The organism is Caldisericum insulae (genome assembly GCF_047785965.1).
Classification (GTDB): domain Bacteria; phylum Caldisericota; class Caldisericia; order Caldisericales; family Caldisericaceae; genus Caldisericum; species Caldisericum exile_A.
Genome location: NZ_JBLOBF010000003.1, coordinates 88,440 through 106,893 on the forward strand (window position 1 = coordinate 88,440; position 18,454 = coordinate 106,893).

General features: G+C 34.2%; 15 protein-coding genes. 8 read left to right on the top strand and 7 right to left on the bottom strand.

Translation table 11 applies throughout. The features are described 5' to 3' along the window. Positions 1-2 precede the first annotated feature (2 nt). The 4 genes from ACMV0E_RS03425 to ACMV0E_RS03440 are packed head-to-tail and all read left to right on the top strand — an operon-like array spanning position 3 to position 5,332. Complete coding sequence (locus tag ACMV0E_RS03425; RefSeq protein WP_416084967.1) at positions 3-977, top strand: DNA polymerase III subunit; 975 nt, start codon at positions 3-5, stop codon at positions 975-977. Continuing rightward, positions 974-1,720 (top strand): regulatory iron-sulfur-containing complex subunit RicT, encoded by a 747-nt coding sequence (ricT, locus tag ACMV0E_RS03430; protein WP_416084968.1) that lies wholly within the window; start codon positions 974-976, stop codon positions 1,718-1,720. The genes ACMV0E_RS03425 and ricT overlap by 4 nt, the downstream gene beginning before the upstream one ends. Continuing rightward, positions 1,707-2,249, top strand: a complete 543-nt coding sequence (locus ACMV0E_RS03435; RefSeq protein ID WP_416084969.1) for a TIGR00725 family protein — start codon at positions 1,707-1,709, stop codon at positions 2,247-2,249. The genes ricT and ACMV0E_RS03435 overlap by 14 nt, the downstream gene beginning before the upstream one ends. Further along, complete coding sequence (locus tag ACMV0E_RS03440) at positions 2,246-5,332, top strand: AAA family ATPase (protein WP_416084970.1); 3,087 nt, start codon at positions 2,246-2,248, stop codon at positions 5,330-5,332. The genes ACMV0E_RS03435 and ACMV0E_RS03440 overlap by 4 nt, the downstream gene beginning before the upstream one ends. 6 nt (positions 5,333-5,338) lie before the next feature. Here the strand turns inward: ACMV0E_RS03440 and ACMV0E_RS03445 are convergent, their stop codons facing one another. From ACMV0E_RS03445 to ACMV0E_RS03455, 3 genes are read right to left on the bottom strand one after another with little or no spacing between them, the layout of a single operon-like run. After that, positions 5,339-6,196, bottom strand: coding sequence for a sugar ABC transporter permease (locus ACMV0E_RS03445; RefSeq protein WP_416084971.1), 858 nt, complete (start codon positions 6,194-6,196; stop codon positions 5,339-5,341). Continuing rightward, a complete protein-coding gene (locus ACMV0E_RS03450) occupies positions 6,193-7,161 on the bottom strand; it encodes a carbohydrate ABC transporter permease (protein WP_416084972.1) in 969 nt (322 codons plus the stop codon). Before ACMV0E_RS03450 ends, ACMV0E_RS03445 begins: the two co-directional genes overlap by 4 nt. A gap of 53 nt (positions 7,162-7,214) precedes the next feature. Continuing rightward, positions 7,215-8,423 (bottom strand): sugar ABC transporter substrate-binding protein, encoded by a 1,209-nt coding sequence (locus ACMV0E_RS03455; protein ID WP_416084973.1) that lies wholly within the window; start codon positions 8,421-8,423, stop codon positions 7,215-7,217. 1,145 nt (positions 8,424-9,568) lie between these two features. Between ACMV0E_RS03455 and ACMV0E_RS03460 the strand changes: the two genes are divergently transcribed. Then, entirely contained in the window at positions 9,569-10,306 is a 738-nt protein-coding gene (locus ACMV0E_RS03460) for a metallophosphoesterase family protein (RefSeq protein ID WP_416084974.1), read from the top strand. Here the strand turns inward: ACMV0E_RS03460 and ACMV0E_RS03465 are convergent. Genes ACMV0E_RS03465 through pth form a run of 4 tightly spaced genes read right to left on the bottom strand, consistent with a single transcriptional unit; the run spans position 10,289 to position 16,250 of the window. Beyond that, positions 10,289-11,356, bottom strand: coding sequence for a lysylphosphatidylglycerol synthase transmembrane domain-containing protein (locus tag ACMV0E_RS03465; RefSeq protein ID WP_416084975.1), 1,068 nt, complete (start codon positions 11,354-11,356; stop codon positions 10,289-10,291). The genes ACMV0E_RS03460 and ACMV0E_RS03465 overlap by 18 nt on opposite strands. Next, positions 11,346-12,398: a MazG family protein gene (locus ACMV0E_RS03470; RefSeq protein WP_416084976.1), complete on the bottom strand. Its 1,053-nt coding sequence runs from the start codon at positions 12,396-12,398 to the stop codon at positions 11,346-11,348. Before ACMV0E_RS03470 ends, ACMV0E_RS03465 begins: the two co-directional genes overlap by 11 nt. After that, the gene (gene mfd / locus ACMV0E_RS03475; RefSeq protein WP_416084977.1) at positions 12,382-15,684 is read right to left on the bottom strand and encodes a transcription-repair coupling factor; all 3,303 of its coding nucleotides are present in this window, start codon (positions 15,682-15,684) and stop codon (positions 12,382-12,384) included. The genes ACMV0E_RS03470 and mfd overlap by 17 nt, the downstream gene beginning before the upstream one ends. Next, positions 15,681-16,250: an aminoacyl-tRNA hydrolase gene (gene pth, locus ACMV0E_RS03480; RefSeq protein WP_416084978.1), complete on the bottom strand. Its 570-nt coding sequence runs from the start codon at positions 16,248-16,250 to the stop codon at positions 15,681-15,683. Before pth ends, mfd begins: the two co-directional genes overlap by 4 nt. Positions 16,251-16,356: 106 nt before the next feature. On the opposite strand from pth, the gene ACMV0E_RS03485 reads away from it, so the two are divergent. Genes ACMV0E_RS03485 through ACMV0E_RS03495 form a run of 3 tightly spaced genes read left to right on the top strand, consistent with a single transcriptional unit; the run spans position 16,357 to position 18,450 of the window. Continuing rightward, positions 16,357-17,532: a hypothetical protein gene (locus ACMV0E_RS03485; protein ID WP_416084979.1), complete on the top strand. Its 1,176-nt coding sequence runs from the start codon at positions 16,357-16,359 to the stop codon at positions 17,530-17,532. Next, entirely contained in the window at positions 17,532-17,930 is a 399-nt protein-coding gene (locus tag ACMV0E_RS03490; protein ID WP_416084980.1) for a type IV pilus modification PilV family protein, read from the top strand. Before ACMV0E_RS03485 ends, ACMV0E_RS03490 begins: the two co-directional genes overlap by 1 nt. After that, on the top strand, positions 17,908-18,450 hold the full coding sequence (locus ACMV0E_RS03495; protein WP_416084981.1) for a PilW family protein: 543 nt from the start codon (positions 17,908-17,910) through the stop codon (positions 18,448-18,450). Before ACMV0E_RS03490 ends, ACMV0E_RS03495 begins: the two co-directional genes overlap by 23 nt. Positions 18,451-18,454: the final 4 nt, after the last annotated feature.

Consider the following 18,454-nt stretch of genomic DNA (forward strand, 5'->3'; position numbering starts at 1 on the left):
CGTTGGGGCTTGACAAGGTTTTAGGACAGGATAGAGCAATAAACTATTTAAGAAAACTTTTAGAGAGGAGAGCTTTACCTTCAACCCTTATATTTGTAGGTGAAAAAGGCGTTGGGAAGAAACTTGCAGCAGTCGAGTTTGCAAAGGCTTTGAACTGCAAGGTAGACCCTCTCAATGGATGTGATACTTGTAAATCGTGTATTGCAATTGAAAACCGTGTGCATCCTAACCTAAAGATTGTTGATAAAGAAACAATAGGGATTGATGATATTCGTGATATTATCGATAACTCTTATGTGCCTTATGAGGGGTATAAAGTAAATATTTTAGTAGATGTAGAGAATGCAACAATCCAAGCATTTAACAGTATGTTAAAATTCCTCGAGGAACCTCCAAAAAATACCCTAAACATTCTAACCTGTGAAAATTTAGAAAACCTCCCCGAAACAATTGTATCAAGAGGTGTTATTGTAAAGTTTGGAAAATTGCCGTTAGAAGTTGTCAAAAAAATAGTAAAAAAGTCTGTTGAAGATAATGAAAGGGCTTCAACTATTGCGCACATTTTGGATGGAACATTGAAAAATCTTGAACAATTGACAAAAGAGGAAACATACAAAAAGAGAAAACAACTTTTAACATCATTTTTGAATCTTATTAAGAAAAAAGAAACAGGTACAAAATTTATTTTAAGGTTCAAGGATTATTATGGAGACTTTAACTACATTACAGTTAATGACTTTATAGACGAAGCAATTGACCTATTGAAAGATGTGATGTTCATAGTAGTTAAAAAAGAAACAGAAATTATAAAAAATATTGACTTGTTGGGTTTTATTGCGGATGAATTCCTTGCGTTCAGTTTAAAAAAGATAAAAGAGATATATGTACTTCTTACCAAAGCAAAAGAGGGACTTTTGACAAATGCAAATGCAATGCATATAATATTAAGTGTAATATTTACAATTGAGAATATTTGAAAGGGTTGAAAAATATGGAAATAACGGAAAACAAAGTGATATTAGCAGGTGTAATGATAAGAAAAGATATGCACACATATTTCATTCCAAGAGAAGATTTAACCTTTAAAATCGGGGACCTTGTGGTTGTTAAAAAAAATGAAATGGTGACTCTTGGTAAGATAACACGTCCATATGTAAAGATGGATGCCAAATTATACGATAAATTAAAAGAAAGATTTGGCATAATGAGAATATTGCGAAGAGCAAACGAAGATGACTTAAAATATTTTGAGAACCTTGCAAAAAAGGAGAATAATGCTTTCAAGATTTGCAAACAAAAGATAAAAGAACATGGACTTCCAATGCACCTTATCGAAACTGTATGGGATGAAAGTGAAAAGGAATATGTTTTTTACTTTACAGCAGATTCAAGAGTGGATTTTAGAGCACTTGTAAAAGACCTTGTCTCAACTTTTAATACCAAAATTAAACTATGGCAGGTTGGCGCAAGAGATGCAATGAAGTTTTTTGGTGGTGTTGGTCCGTGTGGGTATCCTATTTGCTGTACAAATTTTCTTAAAGATATTGAAAGTATTGAACTAACATATGCAAAGATGCAAAATCTTCCAATGAATGTATCAAAAATTACAGGTGCATGTGGAAGGCTTGTCTGTTGCTTAAGATACGAATTAAAAGAGGGAGAACCAATCAAATTAGAGCAAATAAAGTTGGAGGATATAAACTTTGATGGAAAAGAATAAGTTAAGAGTAGGACTTATTGGTACATCTGAAAGGCCAAATGAACCTGTAAGTGAAGAAGTTAAACAGATTGCTTACAGGTTTGGGTATCTTGTGGGATTAGAGGGTTTTATACTTTTTTCAGGTGGGCGTGACGGAGTTATGGAGGCAGCATCGCATGGAAATTTTGATGCTCATGGAATAAATGTTGGGATTCTTCCCTCAAATAGCGTTGATGAGGCAAATCCCTATGTAACGATTCCCATTACAACTGGTCTTGGGATGGATTTTCGTTCAATTCTTATGATTCACACAGTTGATGTAACGGTAATGATTGGTGGAAAAATTGGTACCCTTCTTGAGCTTGTCTCTACTTATCAAAACGGAAAACCTGCAATTGTAATAAGAGGAACAGGTGATTTTGCTGATTCGATAGAACAAATCCTTATTGATGGAAAATACTTTGACTCAAGAAAAAATGCTGAAATATATTTTGTAGATACTCCCGAGGAAGCAATTAAAAAGATAAAAGAGATCTTTCGCCTCCAATGATTCCAGAATTACTCAAGATTAAGGGTTTTTTAAGTTATAGAAACGAAGCAGTCCTTGACTTTAACCAAATTGGAGATGTAATTCTCATCACAGGAGATAACGGACATGGGAAATCTTCAATTATTGATGCAATTGTTTATGCGTTTTTTGGAATTGCACGTGGTATCACGAGAAACAAACAGGATGTTGTAAATATTGACGAAAATTTACTTTCTATAGAACTCATCTTCAGGGAAAAAGGGAAACGCTATAGGATTAAAAGAACTTACAGAAAAGACAAAGAAACAACAGGGCTTATATTAGAAGAATTTGATGACTCAACAGGATCTTTTAAAAATATAAGTGAAGGAAAAATTGTAGACACAGAAGAAAAGATCAAGAAAGTCTTAGGTTTTAATTACGAAACATTTATTGGGGCATCGTTTATCCTACAAGGAGCAGCTGACTTTTTCACAACTAAGACACCTGCAGAAAAGGCGGAATTATTACGTGAAATGCTTGGTCTTGATATTTATGAACGAGCAAAGGAAATTGCAAAAACAAGAAAAAAAGAAGTCTTAACAACAATAGAACTCCTTGAAAATGAAATAAAGGCAAAAGAGGAATCTCTTTTGAAAGAAGAAGACATAAAAATTGAAAAAGAAAGATTGGATAATGAAATTTCCACCCATTCTTCAAAAATAGAGACTTTAAAAGCACATATAGATGAGCTTAATAAAAAAAGGGAAGAAATATTAAGATTAAAGGAACGTTTAGAAAGCAAAAATAGAGAAAGAGAAGTTGCCTTAAAACGCATAGTCAATTTACAAAAAGAGAAAGAAAATCTTCAAAAAAACCTCGAGGAATTTACTGAAATAATAAACGAAAGAGAAGAGATAACAAAGAATTTTGAAATTCTAAAGGAGATACGTCTAAAAAAAGAAAAGGAAAGCGAAAAGGAAAAAGAATTCATTAGACTAAAAAATGAAAAAACTCTGAAAGAAAAAGAGATAGAATCAAAAGTCGAGTCAAAGACAAAAGAATTTGATATACATGAAAACAGACTTAAAGAAATACAAGATGAGATTACCTCAAGCAAAGAAAAGATAGATAAATATGAGATTTTTATAGGCAATATAATTAAGCAACGCGAAGAGGCATTACTCCAAAAAGATGTAATTAATGGAAAAATAGAAGAGCTTAAGACAAAACTGGATGGCATCTTATTAAAGGAGGAACGTTTAAAAAATACCGAAAATAGCATTAGAGATTTTGAAAAGAATCTGAAGGATTCAATCAATAAGTACGAAAAAGAAAGACAGGAGATCCTTGATAAAATTACTAAGGAAGTAGAAGATTTAGATAGGATAAAAAATAACATCTTTGAGGGAGAGAAAAGGTTAAATACCCTTAAAGATGATAGAACTGAACTTCAGAGCCAAGTATCTAGAAAAGAAGCAATTCAAAAAGAGATTGAAGAGATTTTAAAGAAAATTTCAGGTTTTGAAAAAAATTTAGAATTAGAAACAGAAAAAATTAACCTCATTTCAGAGTCAGATACTGCAAAATGTCCTTTGTGCGGAAGCCCACTCACAGAAGAGCATAGGCATACTCTTATAAACGAGTTTGAAGAAAATACAGTAAAACTTAAAAACCAAATTGGAGAATTAAGAGAAAAGAAATCAACTTTAGAAAAAACCTTGAAGGAATTAGAGGGCTTTTCGCAAGAACTTTCCCAAACGGATATTTTAATTGCAAAAATTGAAGAATCCCTTACGAATCTAAAAGAGAAGAAAGTCCATTTAGAAGATCAATTAAATGAAGAGACTTTGAGGCTTAAAGAAATTGAGGCAGAACTTAAAAAATTAAAAGAAGATCTTGCCCTAAATAGTGCAAAAGAAGAGGAGTTATTGTTACTTAGGGAAGAGGTTAAATCAAAGGATAAAATTCAAAATGATTTAACAAAAAGACAAGAAGAATTAGGGAAAATAGAATTGCAACTACAAAAAATTGAAAGTAGCCTTATTGAGGCATCAACAAATAAGAAAAATGAAATTGAAAAACTTACAAAACTTCAAGAAGAAGAAGCTCTGGAAAGGGAAGCTATTTTAAAATTAAGGAAAGAATTAGAAGAAAAAACCTTTATCGAGAACGAGCTCAACGAGTTAAGAACACTTCAAGGAAAAATAGAACTTTTAAATTTTGACGAGCATTTTTATAACGAACTCAAGGAAAAGGAGAATGCTTTAAAGATCTATGAGGAAAAATTTACAAAACTTGCAGTAGCAGATGCAAGGATTACTGAACTTGAAAAACAAATAGAAAAAGTTGGAAAAGACATAGAAAACACAAATGAAGAAATCAAAGAGATTGAACAGAAGATTCAAGAAATCTCTGAAAATTTGAAAAATTTTGATTATGTTGAAAAAACATTTGAAAATGAATCCCTAAACCTTGAAAATGCACAAAAGGTTTTAAATGAACTTTTAATTCAAAGGGCAAAGCTTGAGGAAAATTTAAAAGAATTAGAAAATATGAAGATTGAAATTAAAGAGAAGACAGATACTATTGAAAGGAATAAAAAACGACTTGAGGCACTTACGGCGCTTGAAGAAATTCTTGGAAGGAATGGCGTCCAACTTTCAATTATAAGCGATTATCTTCCACATCTTGAAAACGAGGTTAATAGATTCCTTCAAAGACTTACAGACGGTAGAATGTATCTTAAGTTTCTTACGGTTAAAGCTGACAAAAATTCTGAGAAGCCCACACTGGATATCATCATTTACGATAGAGGAGTTGAAAGAAGATACGAATTATTTTCAGGCGGAGAGAAATTTAGAATTGATTTCTCTTTGCGTTTAGGGATTGCAAAGTTCCTTGCCCAAATAAGAAACGCAACTCTCGAAACACTTGTAATAGACGAAGGTTTCGGAAGTCAAGATGCAAAAGGAAGAACCAATATCCTTGAAGAGATAAATAATATAAAGAGTGATTTCAAAAAAATCCTTGTGATAAGCCACTTAAACGAAATAAAAGAAAACTTCCCAAATCAAATAAGAGTTGTAAAGGACGAATATGGTTCTCGTATTGAAATTCCTTGATTTTGACTAACCCTTAACTGCACCAAGTGTAAGTCCTGAAACAATGTATCTTTGAAGAAGATACCAAACAATCATAACGGGAAGTGAAATGATTATAGAGAATGCCGCAAACTGAGACCAAGGAGTATTCCACTGTCCCTGCATATTATAGAGGGTCATTGCAAGTGTAAAGTTCTCTGGTTTTGTCAGGAAAGTCCACGCAAGCATCCATTCCATCCATCCGTTCATGAAACCGAATAGGAATGTTACCGCAATTGCAGGAAAAGATAGTGGCAAAATTATTTTTAAGAATGCCTGGTTTCTATCACAACCATCTACAAGTGCTGCCTCTTCAAGTTCTTTTGGAACCGTATCAAAATAGCCTTTGAGGTTCCATATCGCAAAGGGAACTGAGCCCGATGCATATGCAACAATAAGTCCATAGAGTGTGTTTCTTATGTGAAGAAGTGTCAATATAACGAAAAGTGGTGCAAGGGTTGCTGTTGCAGGAAGCATTTGCGTAACAATAAAACTGAGCAAGCCTATTTCTCTTCCAGGAAATTTGAATCTTGAAAACGCATAAGCAGCAGTTGATGCAAGCGCAACTGATAAAAGCGCAGTACCTCCTGCAACAAATAAGCTATTAAAAAGAAGTTTTCCAAATGATACTGGATATGCTTCATATGGACGTGTAAGGACCTTTATGTATGCTGAAAGTGTTGCATTTTTGGGGATAATTTGAAGAGTCGTAGGGTGAAGTACATCGATGGGATTCAAAGACATTGAAACAATCCAAATAACTGGGAATATCGCAATTACAATCCATAGAATTATATATGCATGAATGTATAGGTGTTTAAGCCTTTCTATAATATGCCTTTTCATATATGACTCTCCGTTGCTCTTGTAATCCTGTTTGTGATTAAGGTGATGCCAAGTAGGATAAAGAACACTATGAGACCAAATGCACTTGCAACTCCATATAATCCACCGGGATTTACGATTTTGTATGCCTGTGTTACAAGAATTTCAGTTGTACCAAGAGGACCCCCACCTGATACAAGGTAGATAACGTTAAATTGGTTAAAAGTCCAAACAATTCCAAGCATTATTGCAGGAAGCATTGCTGATCTAATGAGAGGAAGTGTAATTTTAAAGAACTTTCCACGTTCATTAACTCCATCAATTTCTGCTGCTTCGTAGATTTCATGTGGAATGCTTTGGAGTGCGCCAGTTGCAACAACCATCATAAATGGAAATCCAAGCCATACGTTTGTTATAAGATCTGCATAAAAAGCATAAGATAAGAAGGATAAAATTTTTATAGGAGCATTGGGGCTTGTAAGCCATGGGATCTTAACTGCATGTCCTAAAATAGAGCTTAAAATCTGATTAACTGCACCAAAATCTACGTCAAACATATTTCTCCATATAAGAGCGCTGATGTATGAAGGAACTGCCCAGGGAATTACAAGAAGAGTTCTGTAGAATTTTTTTAGTGCAAGGCGCGGTGTGTTTAACGCAACTGCAAGACTAATGCCGATTGTAACGTGTAAAAATACGTTTGCAAAAGTCCAAACAACATTAAATCCAAAGGTCCTCCAAAAATTGAAGTTTTCAAGAGGAACTTGATTTGTAAAGATCTTTATAAAATTAGCAAGACCAACAAATTGGGGATGGGGATTCCTTAAATTTGTGATATTGAAGTTGGTAAAAGCCATCCAAATTTGATAAATAATTGGAAATGCAGTAATCAACCCCATAACAATTGCGGAAGGAAGTATATAGTAGTATGCAAGTTTATGTCTTCTTAGTTGTTCCCAAAGAGAAATATCTGATTTGTCAGCCATTTCTACCCCTTAAAGTAAAAGGGGGCATAAGCCCCCTATATAAATCAATCTATTTACTGACCTCTCATTGCGTTAATCTTATTTTGAATTGTATTTTGCGCTGCGTTAATTGCATCTTGTGGTGATGCTTTTCCTGCAAGAACAGAATCAATTGCAGTTTGCATAGGATCCCAAACGGCACTCATTTCTGGTGCAATTGGCATTGAAACTCCTGTTTTCATTTGTTCAAGGAAACCTGAAATGATTGGGTCAGAGGAAGTATTTACTTTTACGTTTGATGGGATGTGTTTTGCCTTTTCAAAGAATTTTTGCTCGATTTCAGCGCTTACCATAAACTTAATAAAGTCAACCGCTGCTTTCTTCTGGGTTTCATTTATGTTTGCATTAATAAAGAAGTCCTTTGTATTTACAAAAGGTGCAAATGGATTACCAGTGTCGGCAAAAACTGGCATTGGTGCAACACCAACTTTATCGCCAAGTGCCTTAGTATAATCTCCAACTGCCCAAGGCCCATTGATAATCATTGCAGCCTTTCCTTCTTTAAACATAGAATCAGCCTTTCCATAGTCATTTGCCACAATAAAGTGTTTGTCAGATGCAAGTTTCTTAAGGAAGTTAAGCGCAAGAACTCCACCGTTTCCTTGATTAACTATTGCATTGTAGTTTTCATCAAAAAGTTTCATTCCTGCTGCAAAGAAGTAGCCTGCTGTAAAGTAGAAACCAGAGTTATAAACAAACCCATAGGTGTCTCCCTTTGTAAGAGAATCAACAAGGGTAATTAACTCATTGGTATCCTTAGGAAGATTTGAAACAAGAGATTTATTATAGATTAATGCAACGCACTCCGTGGATTCTGGGAATGCCATCATGTGACCTTTGTATTTTACTTGATCTAACGCTCCTTGGACGTAATCTGCAAGGAATGTAGAGTCAAAATAAGAATCAAGAGGAGCAATAAGATTTGCCTTTGTAAAATCGCCGATCCAGTCTGCTGGACCTACAAGAATATCGGGACCGCCACCTGCTGCTGCTTCAGTCTGATATTTGTTTTTCAACTGGTCAAATGGAACTTGAAGTTGCTCAATTGTGACTTCTGGGTGTTTTTGGTTGTAAAGAGAAATTGCTTCGTTAAGTACATCAAGTTCAGAGCCGCTCCATGAGTGCCAGATTGTAAGTTTTACTGGCTGTGCTTTTGGTTTGCATCCTGCAAATACAGATGCAATGAGCGCAACCAACAATACTGTAACTAATACTTTCTTCATACTTACCTCCTTCTCTTTGATTTTTTTACATTAAATAAAAAATTCTTAAAATAATTATAATAAAATTAGCATTAAAGTCAATAACAAAAAATTCATGATTTTTTAAAATTCACAGCCAATCATAAAAAACCTTAATTGAGTCTACGATGACTTGTGCTTCTTCAGAATGGCATTCAATGGAAGATGCACTAACTCTACAATTACTTCACCAAAAAACAATTACTAATTTCTACAAGCTTTGCAAGGATGAATCTCCTCTTTTTTGGGAAGGTAGAGGGGAAGAATCGCAAGCCTCCCTCTAAATTGAACACAGCCCTCTCAATACTTCTCCTAAAATACACCAAAGAATTGTCAATCCGAGGAACGAAGTGACGAGGATTCTTCTATTAAATGGAGGAGAGACACCCTCCCAGAACTCCACTCATACGACGGAGATTCCTCGCCTTCGGCTTCACCATTTTGAGGGGGCAACAAATCGCCCCCTCAATACTCCCCCAAATAATAACTTTAATTTGGGGATAAGTTAGAAAGGGGGGTGTCTCCCTTTCTAATATTGGAGATTCCTCAGGCTAAAGCCTTCGGAATGACAAATGAAAATTGACTTCGGAATGACAACCATTTTGAGGGGGGGCAACAACCCCCCTTAATACTCCCCCAAAACTGAGGAGATTCCTCGCCTTCGGCTTCGGAACGACAAATGAAAATTGGCTTCAGAATGACACAACGAGTCATTTCGACGAACGTAGTGAGGAGAAATCTCCTCTTTTGGGGGTAGTTCGAAGGGGGACTTTTACCCCTTCGATATAAAAAGAGGAGATATCTCGCTTCGCTCGATATGACAATTATTTTGAGGGGGCAACAACCTTCCTCAATACTTCCCCAAATAATAACTTTTCCTTGGGGATAAGTTAGAAAGGGGGCACCCCCTTTCTAATGGTTGATGGGGGACTTTTACCCCTTCGAGTAATAAGAAATCTTCCCCTTTTGGGAAATTTCGAAGGGGTTTTTAACCCCTTCGATTAATGGGGATTCTTCATTGTAATAATTTTTAAAAATAACAAATCAAGATTATTTTTGCATTTTATTTATTATCTCAAACAAAGCGAAGGTGAGGGGTTTTCTTAAAACTCTTATATAATTGAAGTATGAGAATTGCGTTTGTGTCGGATATACATTCGAACATTGAGGCATTTTCCGTTGTACTTGATCTAATCAAAAAAAGAAAAGTCCAAAAGATTATGAGTTGCGGTGATATTGTTGGATACGGCCCAGACCCAGAGGAGGCAATATCCATTTTTATTGAAAATGGAATTGTATCTGTCCGTGGCAATCATGATTCAGGTGTTGTAGGGGATTCAATCCTATACGAATTTAACGAGTATGCAAGACTTGCACTTATATATACCAAAAGGAACATTTCGAAGGCAAGCGAGAATTTCCTGAAGCGCTTACCTACAATGATTGAAAATGATGATTTTACTATTTTTCATGGATTTCCAAATCCTAAAAATCCTTTTAGGTATATCCTAAGTGAATTTGATGTGATGGAGGCTTTCTCGTATATAAGGACCAAAATTGCATTTTATGGACATACACATGTACCTTGCATTTGTAGAAATTCTCCTGAAAATATAATCGAAGTATTACCTCTATTAAGGCAAACAAAATTTAAGTTGGATAAGGATTATAGATATCTTATAAATGTTGGAAGTGTTGGACAACCAAGAGATGGCAACCCAAAAGGCGCATTTGTTATCTACGATAGCGAGGAATATTCTATTGAATTTATTAGATTCTCGTATAACATCGAAAAAGTTTACCAAAAAATAATAGAAAGAAACTTGCCTTCTTATCTTGGTGAGAGATTATTTACTGGATTTTGAGGGTCTCTTTCTACTAAATAGTGTATCTAAAAATGTGGCAATTCCTCCTGCAATGAGCAAGAAATAATGAGTGAAAAATCTCCATGAAATAATGAATGTGCCTATCAAGGGGTTTGGTATGAGGCGAGAAAATAGTGCAAGAAGTTCAATCTCTGCTGTGCCGCTTCCACCTGGTGTTGGAATATATGCGGATGAGATATAGAAGATAATTGCAGTAATCACGATTTCAGGCCATGGCGACATAATTCCAAGTCCTCTCATAAGCACAACTGGTGTAAGAAGAATCATTCCCCACGAAAGAAAACTCAAAAAGAACACAAAATATAAGGTATCTCTTTTAAGTGAAAATATCTTATTTTTTGCAAGTTTATAGTCATTTACGGTTTTTTCTACCCATTCAATTGTTTTGTTTCGAGTCCTCTCCTTTACGATTTTTTTTAGAAATCTTGTATTAAGTGCCTTCTGTGTAATAACAAGTGCAAGGTCAGGCTTCAAAATCATAAAAAGTAGCGCTGAGAAAAGTATAAGAGTTATCACAATCCCCGTATCAATAAGGATATTTACTGCTTCTGATATGCCCCATGTAGGTTTTGCAATCAATATCCATATAGGCACAAAGAGAAACGCGCTCACTCTTACGAATGTTCCTATAAACATCTTTATCGAAATAATTGCAGCAGAATCACCTGGAGGTATTGCCTTTTCCTTTGAAAGAATGATCATTTGAACAGGTTCTCCACCACCTCCAGCAAAAGGAGTGATTCTTGAGATAAACCCACCTATAAGGAAAATCTTCATGGCCTCTTTCATTTCTATTGAATAGCCGAGTACTTTTGCAACTAATTTTATTGTATAGGCTTCAATAAACCAGTTCAAAAACATAAGGATAAAAGCAAAAGAAATGTACAAAAAATTAAAAGATTTTATGAGAGATAAAAAATCCCAGTTGTGAGTTAAAAGAGATATTAAAATAATACCTATAATACTTGCAAGAATTGCTAAAATTGTATCTCTTACAATTGTATTTTTACTTATAACTTTATCTTTCATTTTTCTTGATTTTTTCCCAGGCTTTATCGATATCTTTTTGATCCTCTTCACTAAGTGATTTAAATTTGCGAACCCGCTCCATAAATTTCTGATATGAAATAAAAAGCGCATGTGCTGGATCAATTTGAAGGTAGCGAGCAAGATTCAAAACTGAAAAGAGTAAATCACCAATTTCCTCTTTGAGTGCATCATCTGAGGCCTTTTTAACCTCGTTTAACTCTTCGAGGATTTTATCGTAAATTTCTTCTTTGTTTCTAAATTCAAGGCCAATGTATTTTGCCTCTTCTTGGAGATCTACCGTTGTAATAAAGCTTGCAAGGATTTTTGAAATATTTAGGTGTTTCTTTTTCTTTTTGTTGTTTTCCCAATCATTTAAGACCTCTTCAGGTGATTTTTCCTTCGTCTCTTTGAATACGTGGGGGTGTCTTTCATACATCTTATTAAAAAGTCCCTCTGCTATGCTTTCAAGGGTGAATTCGTTTGTTTCGCTTCCTATTTCTGCATGTAAAAGTATCTGAAGAAGTACATCGCCCAGCTCTTCTTCTACACCTTTTGGGTTTTGCTTTTTAATTTCCTCAATACATTCAAGAGGTTCTTCAACAAGTTCTGGAATAAGACTTTCATGCGTTTGTTTTGAATCCCACGGGCAGAGTTTCCGAAGTGTTCTGATCATAAGATATGTATAATAAAACTTTTCGATGTCTTTATTTATCGCAAGAAAAGGGACGATTTCTTTAAATTTTTCTATTTCGGGTTTTAATTTTTCTGAAATTAAAATTTCGTTTGGGATTTGTTGTCTTTTATAAATATAGAACTTTGCAAGGATTTCATAAAATTCTTCAATATTGCTTGTGATAATTTGCGTTGGAAGATTTACTTTTTCAAGATATGAGAGGGTTATGAGGATATCAAAGAACTGAGAATTTTTATCAAAATGAAAAACAAATTTTTTACTTTCGATCTGAGTGCCGTTTAAAACAACAAAGCACTTTGCATCACTTCTTAAATCTTCATCATAAAAGAAGTTATTTAACCTTTTCATAGCCACTTAATAAGTGTAATACTTTTAGAGTATCTTGCAAGGGGAAGTTAACTTCAAAGGAAATATAGTCTTCTCCAAATTGGATGCTTTTTGCAATTTTTGCGATGTTCATAAGGTCATCCACAGTGATTTTGCTTGTCTTTTCAATAACAATAAACACTCGCTTTCCTTCCTCATAAATTTCTTTTGCTTGAATTTCTCTTGCATGAACCATAATTTCACCAACTGTTAAAAGATTTCTTACTTCAATTGGAGGATAGCCAAACTTATCGATAAGCTCGCCTTCAATTTTTCGAAGCTCATCTATTGACTCTGCCTGTGTAATTTTTCTGTAGTAGTTTATACGTTCTGCATTTAATGGTATGTATGATTCCTTTATATAATAGCTTTCGTTTAATCTTACGGATATCTCTTTTATCTCATTTACGGTTTCGCCTGATAGCTCCTTAATTGCTTGATCCAATAACGATAAGTACATATTATAACCGATAGAGATGATATGTCCGTGTTGTTCTTTACCAAGGATATTTCCTGCACCTCTTATTTCAAGATCCTTCATCGCAATTTTAAGGCCTGCACCTTCTTCTGAAAATTCTCTTATTGCCTCAAGGCGCTCTTCTGCAATTGCACTTAAGCTTTTTTCAGTATAGAAAAAGTATGCATATGCTTGTATTGATGACCTTCCAATACGCCCTCTAAGTTGGTACATTTGCGAAAGTCCAAAGTTCTCTGCTTCAATGACTATGAGTGTATTAACTGTTGGAATATCAAGGCCATTTTCAATGATTGTTGTTGCAACAAGCACATCGGTTTTTCCCTCATAGAAATCAAGCATTACATCTTCAATAACTTCCTTTCGCATTTTGCCGTGTGCTACAGCAACACGAGTGTTTGTGAGATTTTTTATGAATTCCGCAAAACCAAAAATTTTTTCAATATCGTTATAAACGACAAAGACTTGTCCTCCTCTTTTGATTTCATAATTTATGGCATTTTTCATCACTTCCACATTAAAAGGCATAGCAAATGTTTTAACTGGAATTCTTCCTGTTGGTGCAGTAAGGATTAAAGAAACTGGGCGAAGTTTTATAAGGGAGGTATAAAGTGTTCTGGGGATTGGTGTTGCAGAAAGTGTTAGCACATCAACGCTTGCTCTCAACTCTTTTATGATTTCTTTGTGTCTTACACCAAATTTTTGTTCCTCGTCAATAATGAGGAGCCCTACATCTTTCATTTCAACATCTTTTGAAAGAAGCCTATGAGTGCCAATTACTATATCAATTTTTCCTTCTTTAAGGTCTTTTAAAATCTCTTGCTCTTTTTTCGAATCTGTTAATCTTGAAAGCATTTCAATTCTTATAGGAAATAGACGCAACCTTTCCCTGAATGTACGTTCATGTTGCATCGCAAGAATTGTTGTTGGAGCAAGCACCATTACCTTTTTTCCGTTAAGAACTACTCTGAAAGCTGCTCTTATGGCAACCTCGGTTTTTCCATAGCCAACGTCTCCTACGATAAGTCTATCCATAGGTTCGGTTCCTTCTAAATCAGCATAAACTTCTTCAATTGCCTTCATCTGGTCTTCTGTAAGTTCATATGGGAAAGATAAATCAAGTATGCGTTCTTCCTGTGGATGAGGCTTAAATGGTGGGCGCCTGTAGATTTTTCTTTTTGCCTGTATGAGAAGTAATTTTTTTGCAAGTTCTTTTGCAGATTCTTTTGCCTTTTCTTTTGTTTTTGCCCATTCATTTCCTCTAAGTGAGTTTAGACTTACGATTCTTCTGTCGCCTATGTATTTTTCTACAAAGCCAATCCTCTCTAACGGGACATATAGTTTTTCTCCGTCTCTATATTCAATGAGGAGAAATTCTTTTGGTGGATCTCCTAATTTTGCAAGCCCCCTAAAAATACCAATGCCAAAGTCTCTATGTACGACAAGGTCACCTTCTTTGAGCTCTTCAAGTGAAACAATTTCCTTTGAGGATACAATTTTTTTTGGTCTCTTTGTTGGCTCAATATGGAAGAAAAGCTCCCTATCAGTGAGGACAACAATTTTATCTGATTCAAAGCCTCTATCCAAAAAGCCTTCTTGAACACAGATTCCTAATGCTTCATCAAGGTCTGTTTTATAGGGAAGTTCATATGCATTTAAAATTTCTTTAACTCTTTCTGTATTTTCAGTTTTTATAAGTATTAGTCGCCTATTTTTTTCTTTAATGAGGATGTCTTTTAAATTTCCAAGCATGATTAAACTTTCCGAAAGTTCCTTTGTGTGAAAATCAAGCGCATTTTCTGGGAAATTTCCAAACTCAATTATTTTTTTATTTGAAAGAAGATTATCAATCGTTTCTTCGATGGATTCATAGTCGATTAGATTTCCGTAATTTTCTTTCTGGTTTGTTATAAACTCCTTAACACCTTCAAGGAATTTGTTAATATTAACATCAAAAAAGACGATAAGGTAGTCTCTTGTATAATCAAGGATTGTGCGGTATGTAAAATAGAAGCCATTTTTAAGAAACTTTGGATAGAAGTTAAGGCCGAAATTTCTTGAGTTTTTTAACTCTTCGATGTCTTTGAGGACAACATCCTCTACAAACTCATTTTCATTTTTGAGTTTTTGCTGCACAGTTTTTTCAATCTGTTCGATTTCTTTTTCTTCGATGTATTTAATAGAGGAGATTGTTATTTCTTCTATTTTTTCTTCTGCAAGCAAAAGTTCACTTAAGAATGCAATTTTTTCAACACGGTCAAAGTCAAGCTGAATTCTTATAGGCTTTTCATAATTAAAGGGAAATATGTCTATAATTGCTCCTTTTACTGAAAATTCGCCCTGATGCTCAATCTCGGGGACTCTTTCGTAGCCAAAATTGGTAAGAATATTTGTTAAATTTGTTAATGATATTGTATCATTAAGGCTAATTTTAAGCTCTTTAATAGAATCTTCGCTTGGGGTGAAGTCAAAAATGCCTTTAAGTGTTGTTATGATGGTTTTTGAATTTTTAAGATCTTTAATTGCTTTTTTCTTTTTAAAAATGGTTTCTTTGCTTGAATATCCAACTTCATAGGGAAAAAGTCCGAATTCATTAAAAACAATTCCTTCTTTAAAAATTTTTGCAAGCTTTTCGAGATTATCACTTTCAGTTATTATTATTGTTCGTGTATCAAGTTCGTTTATAATAGCACTGAGAACCCCCGTTAATGTCGAATTTATTTTTATATGGCGTTCATTTTTAATGAAATTTATGTAGAAATTTGCATTTTCTACAATATTTTTAAGCCTCATTGGTTAAATTCTCTTTGGGCTACCTCAACGCCTTTTGAAATAATTGTTTCAATTGCCCTAACTGATCTTTTTATAGCATCTGTGATTGCAAACTTTTCATCTTTCCCAAACTCTTCAAGAACATAATTTACAACTTCGTTTTTATTTTGAGGTCTTCCAATTCCAATACGAACCCTTATGATTGGGTCTTCTACAAGTTCCTTTATTGATCTTACACCTTTATGCCCCGCATCTTTCCCACCGACCTTAATTCGTATGATACCCAAAGGTAAATCAAGATCATCGTGAATTACAATGACATGTGTTGGTGGCACAATAAATCCATCCATAAGTTGCTTTACAGCCCTTCCAGATAGATTCATATATGTTAACGGCTTTGCAAGAATTACATTATATTCATTTCCATCAATAAAAACAGTGCCTTTCCCATAAATGGAATTAAGTTTGGCAAAATTTACCTTTATTTTCCATACTTTTGAAAGTTCATCAATTGCCATAAAACCAACATTATGGCGTGTGTTCTCGTATTCTTTTCCGATGTTTCCAAGTCCTATTATCAAATGCATACCAACTTATTATAATCTACTAATTAATTTTGTTAAAAATGTGAAAATTTACTTATTTTATGCTTGATTTTTTTGAGTAGTGTATATAATTTTATCAAGGGGAAATATGAGAAAGGGATATATACTTATAGTTACAACATTCATTATAGCGGCGATGCTTACAGGTCTTTTATATGCAACGAATATATGGATGAGGACTCACTCAACTGAACTTTCTGAAATAACACAGCGCGAAATTGCACTTTATGTGGCTCAATATGGTATAAATGAGATGATTTATAATCTTAATGTTGGAGTAACTTACACTAACGGACAATCTATAAGCGGAACTACCCCAAGCGGTTACCAATACACAGCAACCTATTATACAAATGATACATTCGGAGGAGTCGCATACATTAAAGGTGTTGGAATTGCAGGAAATTTTACAAGGACTGTTTATGCTTCAATTACAAGAGGGACATCTGAAGCGTTTAAATATTGTCTTTATACAAGCAATGGAGGATTTACAAAAACCAATAGCAATGCTCCAAATACTATTACAATGAATAACCCTATTTATGGATTAACCTATAATACAAGCTCAGCGGTTGTGCCAGAACCAGATTTTAACCAGTATACAAATCCAAATAATTATCCTCCAAATACATTTATCCCAATAAACACTAAAAAGAATTATAATTTTACAGTTTTTAGCTATAAAGATAAAGTTGTCTTTATTAATTATATGGGGAACAACACTAATGGAACGCTTACAGTTGACTTTGGGGATCCCTCAGCAACAAGCATAAATATAACAATCATAACAAATTTTCCCATTGTGAACTTTATCCATTTAGGAACAGATCCTATTTGGGGGATTTTTGGTAGAAACTTTACTTGGAATCCTGTAAGTTATAATTCAACTACTAAATATCCTGTATTTATTCATAAACCAACACTTACTTCCAGAAGCAGTGTAAATCTTAACCTTGACTATCAAGGAAACGATGGCAATACTTTTACCATAAACGGGCTTTTTTACTCAAATTCAAATGTATCTATTGCATATGGTAGTTATTGGGGTTTTGTTGATTTTAAGGCGTCACTTTTTGCAAAAAGTTTAACGACAGACTGGGATTATTTAGAAACGGATTATTATGGTGATATGAATGGCGATGGAAGATTTACAACTGAAACTATTTTTGACTATACTGTTGACTCATACAAATATCCACCACCCTACTTTAATATGAATACTGGCTCATCATACCTTGTTCCTTCTTATAGGGAGGAATACTAATGAAAAGAAGGGGTCTTACTCTTATTGAAATGGCGATTTCTATTGCACTTATTTCTATCGTCGTGATATGGTCTTTGAATATATTAACAAATCTTGGGAAGGGTTCTTCCACTTCATCTGATATAGTTATAGGAACAACACTTGCATCTCAAAAAATAGAAGAATTAAAAGGATACAATTATCAAGAACTGTCAAGTCTTCAAACTCCTTTAACAGGTACTTTCCCATCGCCATATGATGCCTTTACTTACAGGATTGATTTCACATCTTCAAGCACTTCTAACGGATATTACATTAGGAGAGGCACAATTTCTATATTTAAAAATGGAAATCTTATTATAAAAATGGATGCAAATTTTGTAAGGAGAGTTTCAGATGGTGCAAATATCGGGTTATAAATTTTTACAATTCAAAAGGGGTTTTACTTTTGTTGAAATTACAATTGTTATTGCATTGATATTAGTGCTTGCAATTCCTATCGGGACTCTTCTTATGAATTATTTAAAGGCAAATTATTTTGAAAGCACTTATTTAAAGGAGCAATACTATGCAAATGTAATTATGCAAGATATTGAGCAAAGGATAAGGCGCGCAGATAATGGCAGTGTAAATTTTTCAAACTACACTCTAACATTTTCTTATACCGATGCAAATCCTGATGGGAGTAAAAAGACTACTATTTACTGCGTATATACACTTCAAAATGCAGGGACAACGAACTCAATTTTTAATAGAGGTATAGGCACATCACCTAACCCAGCAGTTTCTGTGTTTCCTGTGGGTCTTGAAAAAGGTTTAATTAGAGACTTTAATATAACAATTTCTACAGCACCTCCGTATTTTGCAAAGGTTGCTATTCAAACTTTGTCGGGTTTTACTTTGACAAATTCAATTTATCTATTAAACTATGGAAGGTAGGGAA

Coding starts and splice junctions, on each gene's coding strand:
- ACMV0E_RS03435 (WP_416084969.1), top strand. CDS start 1,707: ATGGAAAAGAATAAGTTAAGAGTAGGACTTATTGGTACATCTGAAAGG.
- ACMV0E_RS03440 (WP_416084970.1), top strand. CDS start 2,246: ATGATTCCAGAATTACTCAAGATTAAGGGTTTTTTAAGTTATAGAAAC.
- ACMV0E_RS03445 (WP_416084971.1), bottom strand. CDS start 6,196: ATGAAAAGGCATATTATAGAAAGGCTTAAACACCTATACATTCATGCA.
- ACMV0E_RS03450 (WP_416084972.1), bottom strand. CDS start 7,161: ATGGCTGACAAATCAGATATTTCTCTTTGGGAACAACTAAGAAGACAT.
- ACMV0E_RS03455 (WP_416084973.1), bottom strand. CDS start 8,423: ATGAAGAAAGTATTAGTTACAGTATTGTTGGTTGCGCTCATTGCATCT.
- ACMV0E_RS03460 (WP_416084974.1), top strand. CDS start 9,569: ATGAGAATTGCGTTTGTGTCGGATATACATTCGAACATTGAGGCATTT.
- ACMV0E_RS03465 (WP_416084975.1), bottom strand. CDS start 11,356: ATGAAAGATAAAGTTATAAGTAAAAATACAATTGTAAGAGATACAATT.
- ACMV0E_RS03470 (WP_416084976.1), bottom strand. CDS start 12,398: ATGAAAAGGTTAAATAACTTCTTTTATGATGAAGATTTAAGAAGTGAT.
- mfd (WP_416084977.1), bottom strand. CDS start 15,684: ATGAGGCTTAAAAATATTGTAGAAAATGCAAATTTCTACATAAATTTC.
- pth (WP_416084978.1), bottom strand. CDS start 16,250: ATGCATTTGATAATAGGACTTGGAAACATCGGAAAAGAATACGAGAAC.
- ACMV0E_RS03485 (WP_416084979.1), top strand. CDS start 16,357: ATGAGAAAGGGATATATACTTATAGTTACAACATTCATTATAGCGGCG.
- ACMV0E_RS03490 (WP_416084980.1), top strand. CDS start 17,532: ATGAAAAGAAGGGGTCTTACTCTTATTGAAATGGCGATTTCTATTGCA.
- ACMV0E_RS03495 (WP_416084981.1), top strand. CDS start 17,908: ATGGTGCAAATATCGGGTTATAAATTTTTACAATTCAAAAGGGGTTTT.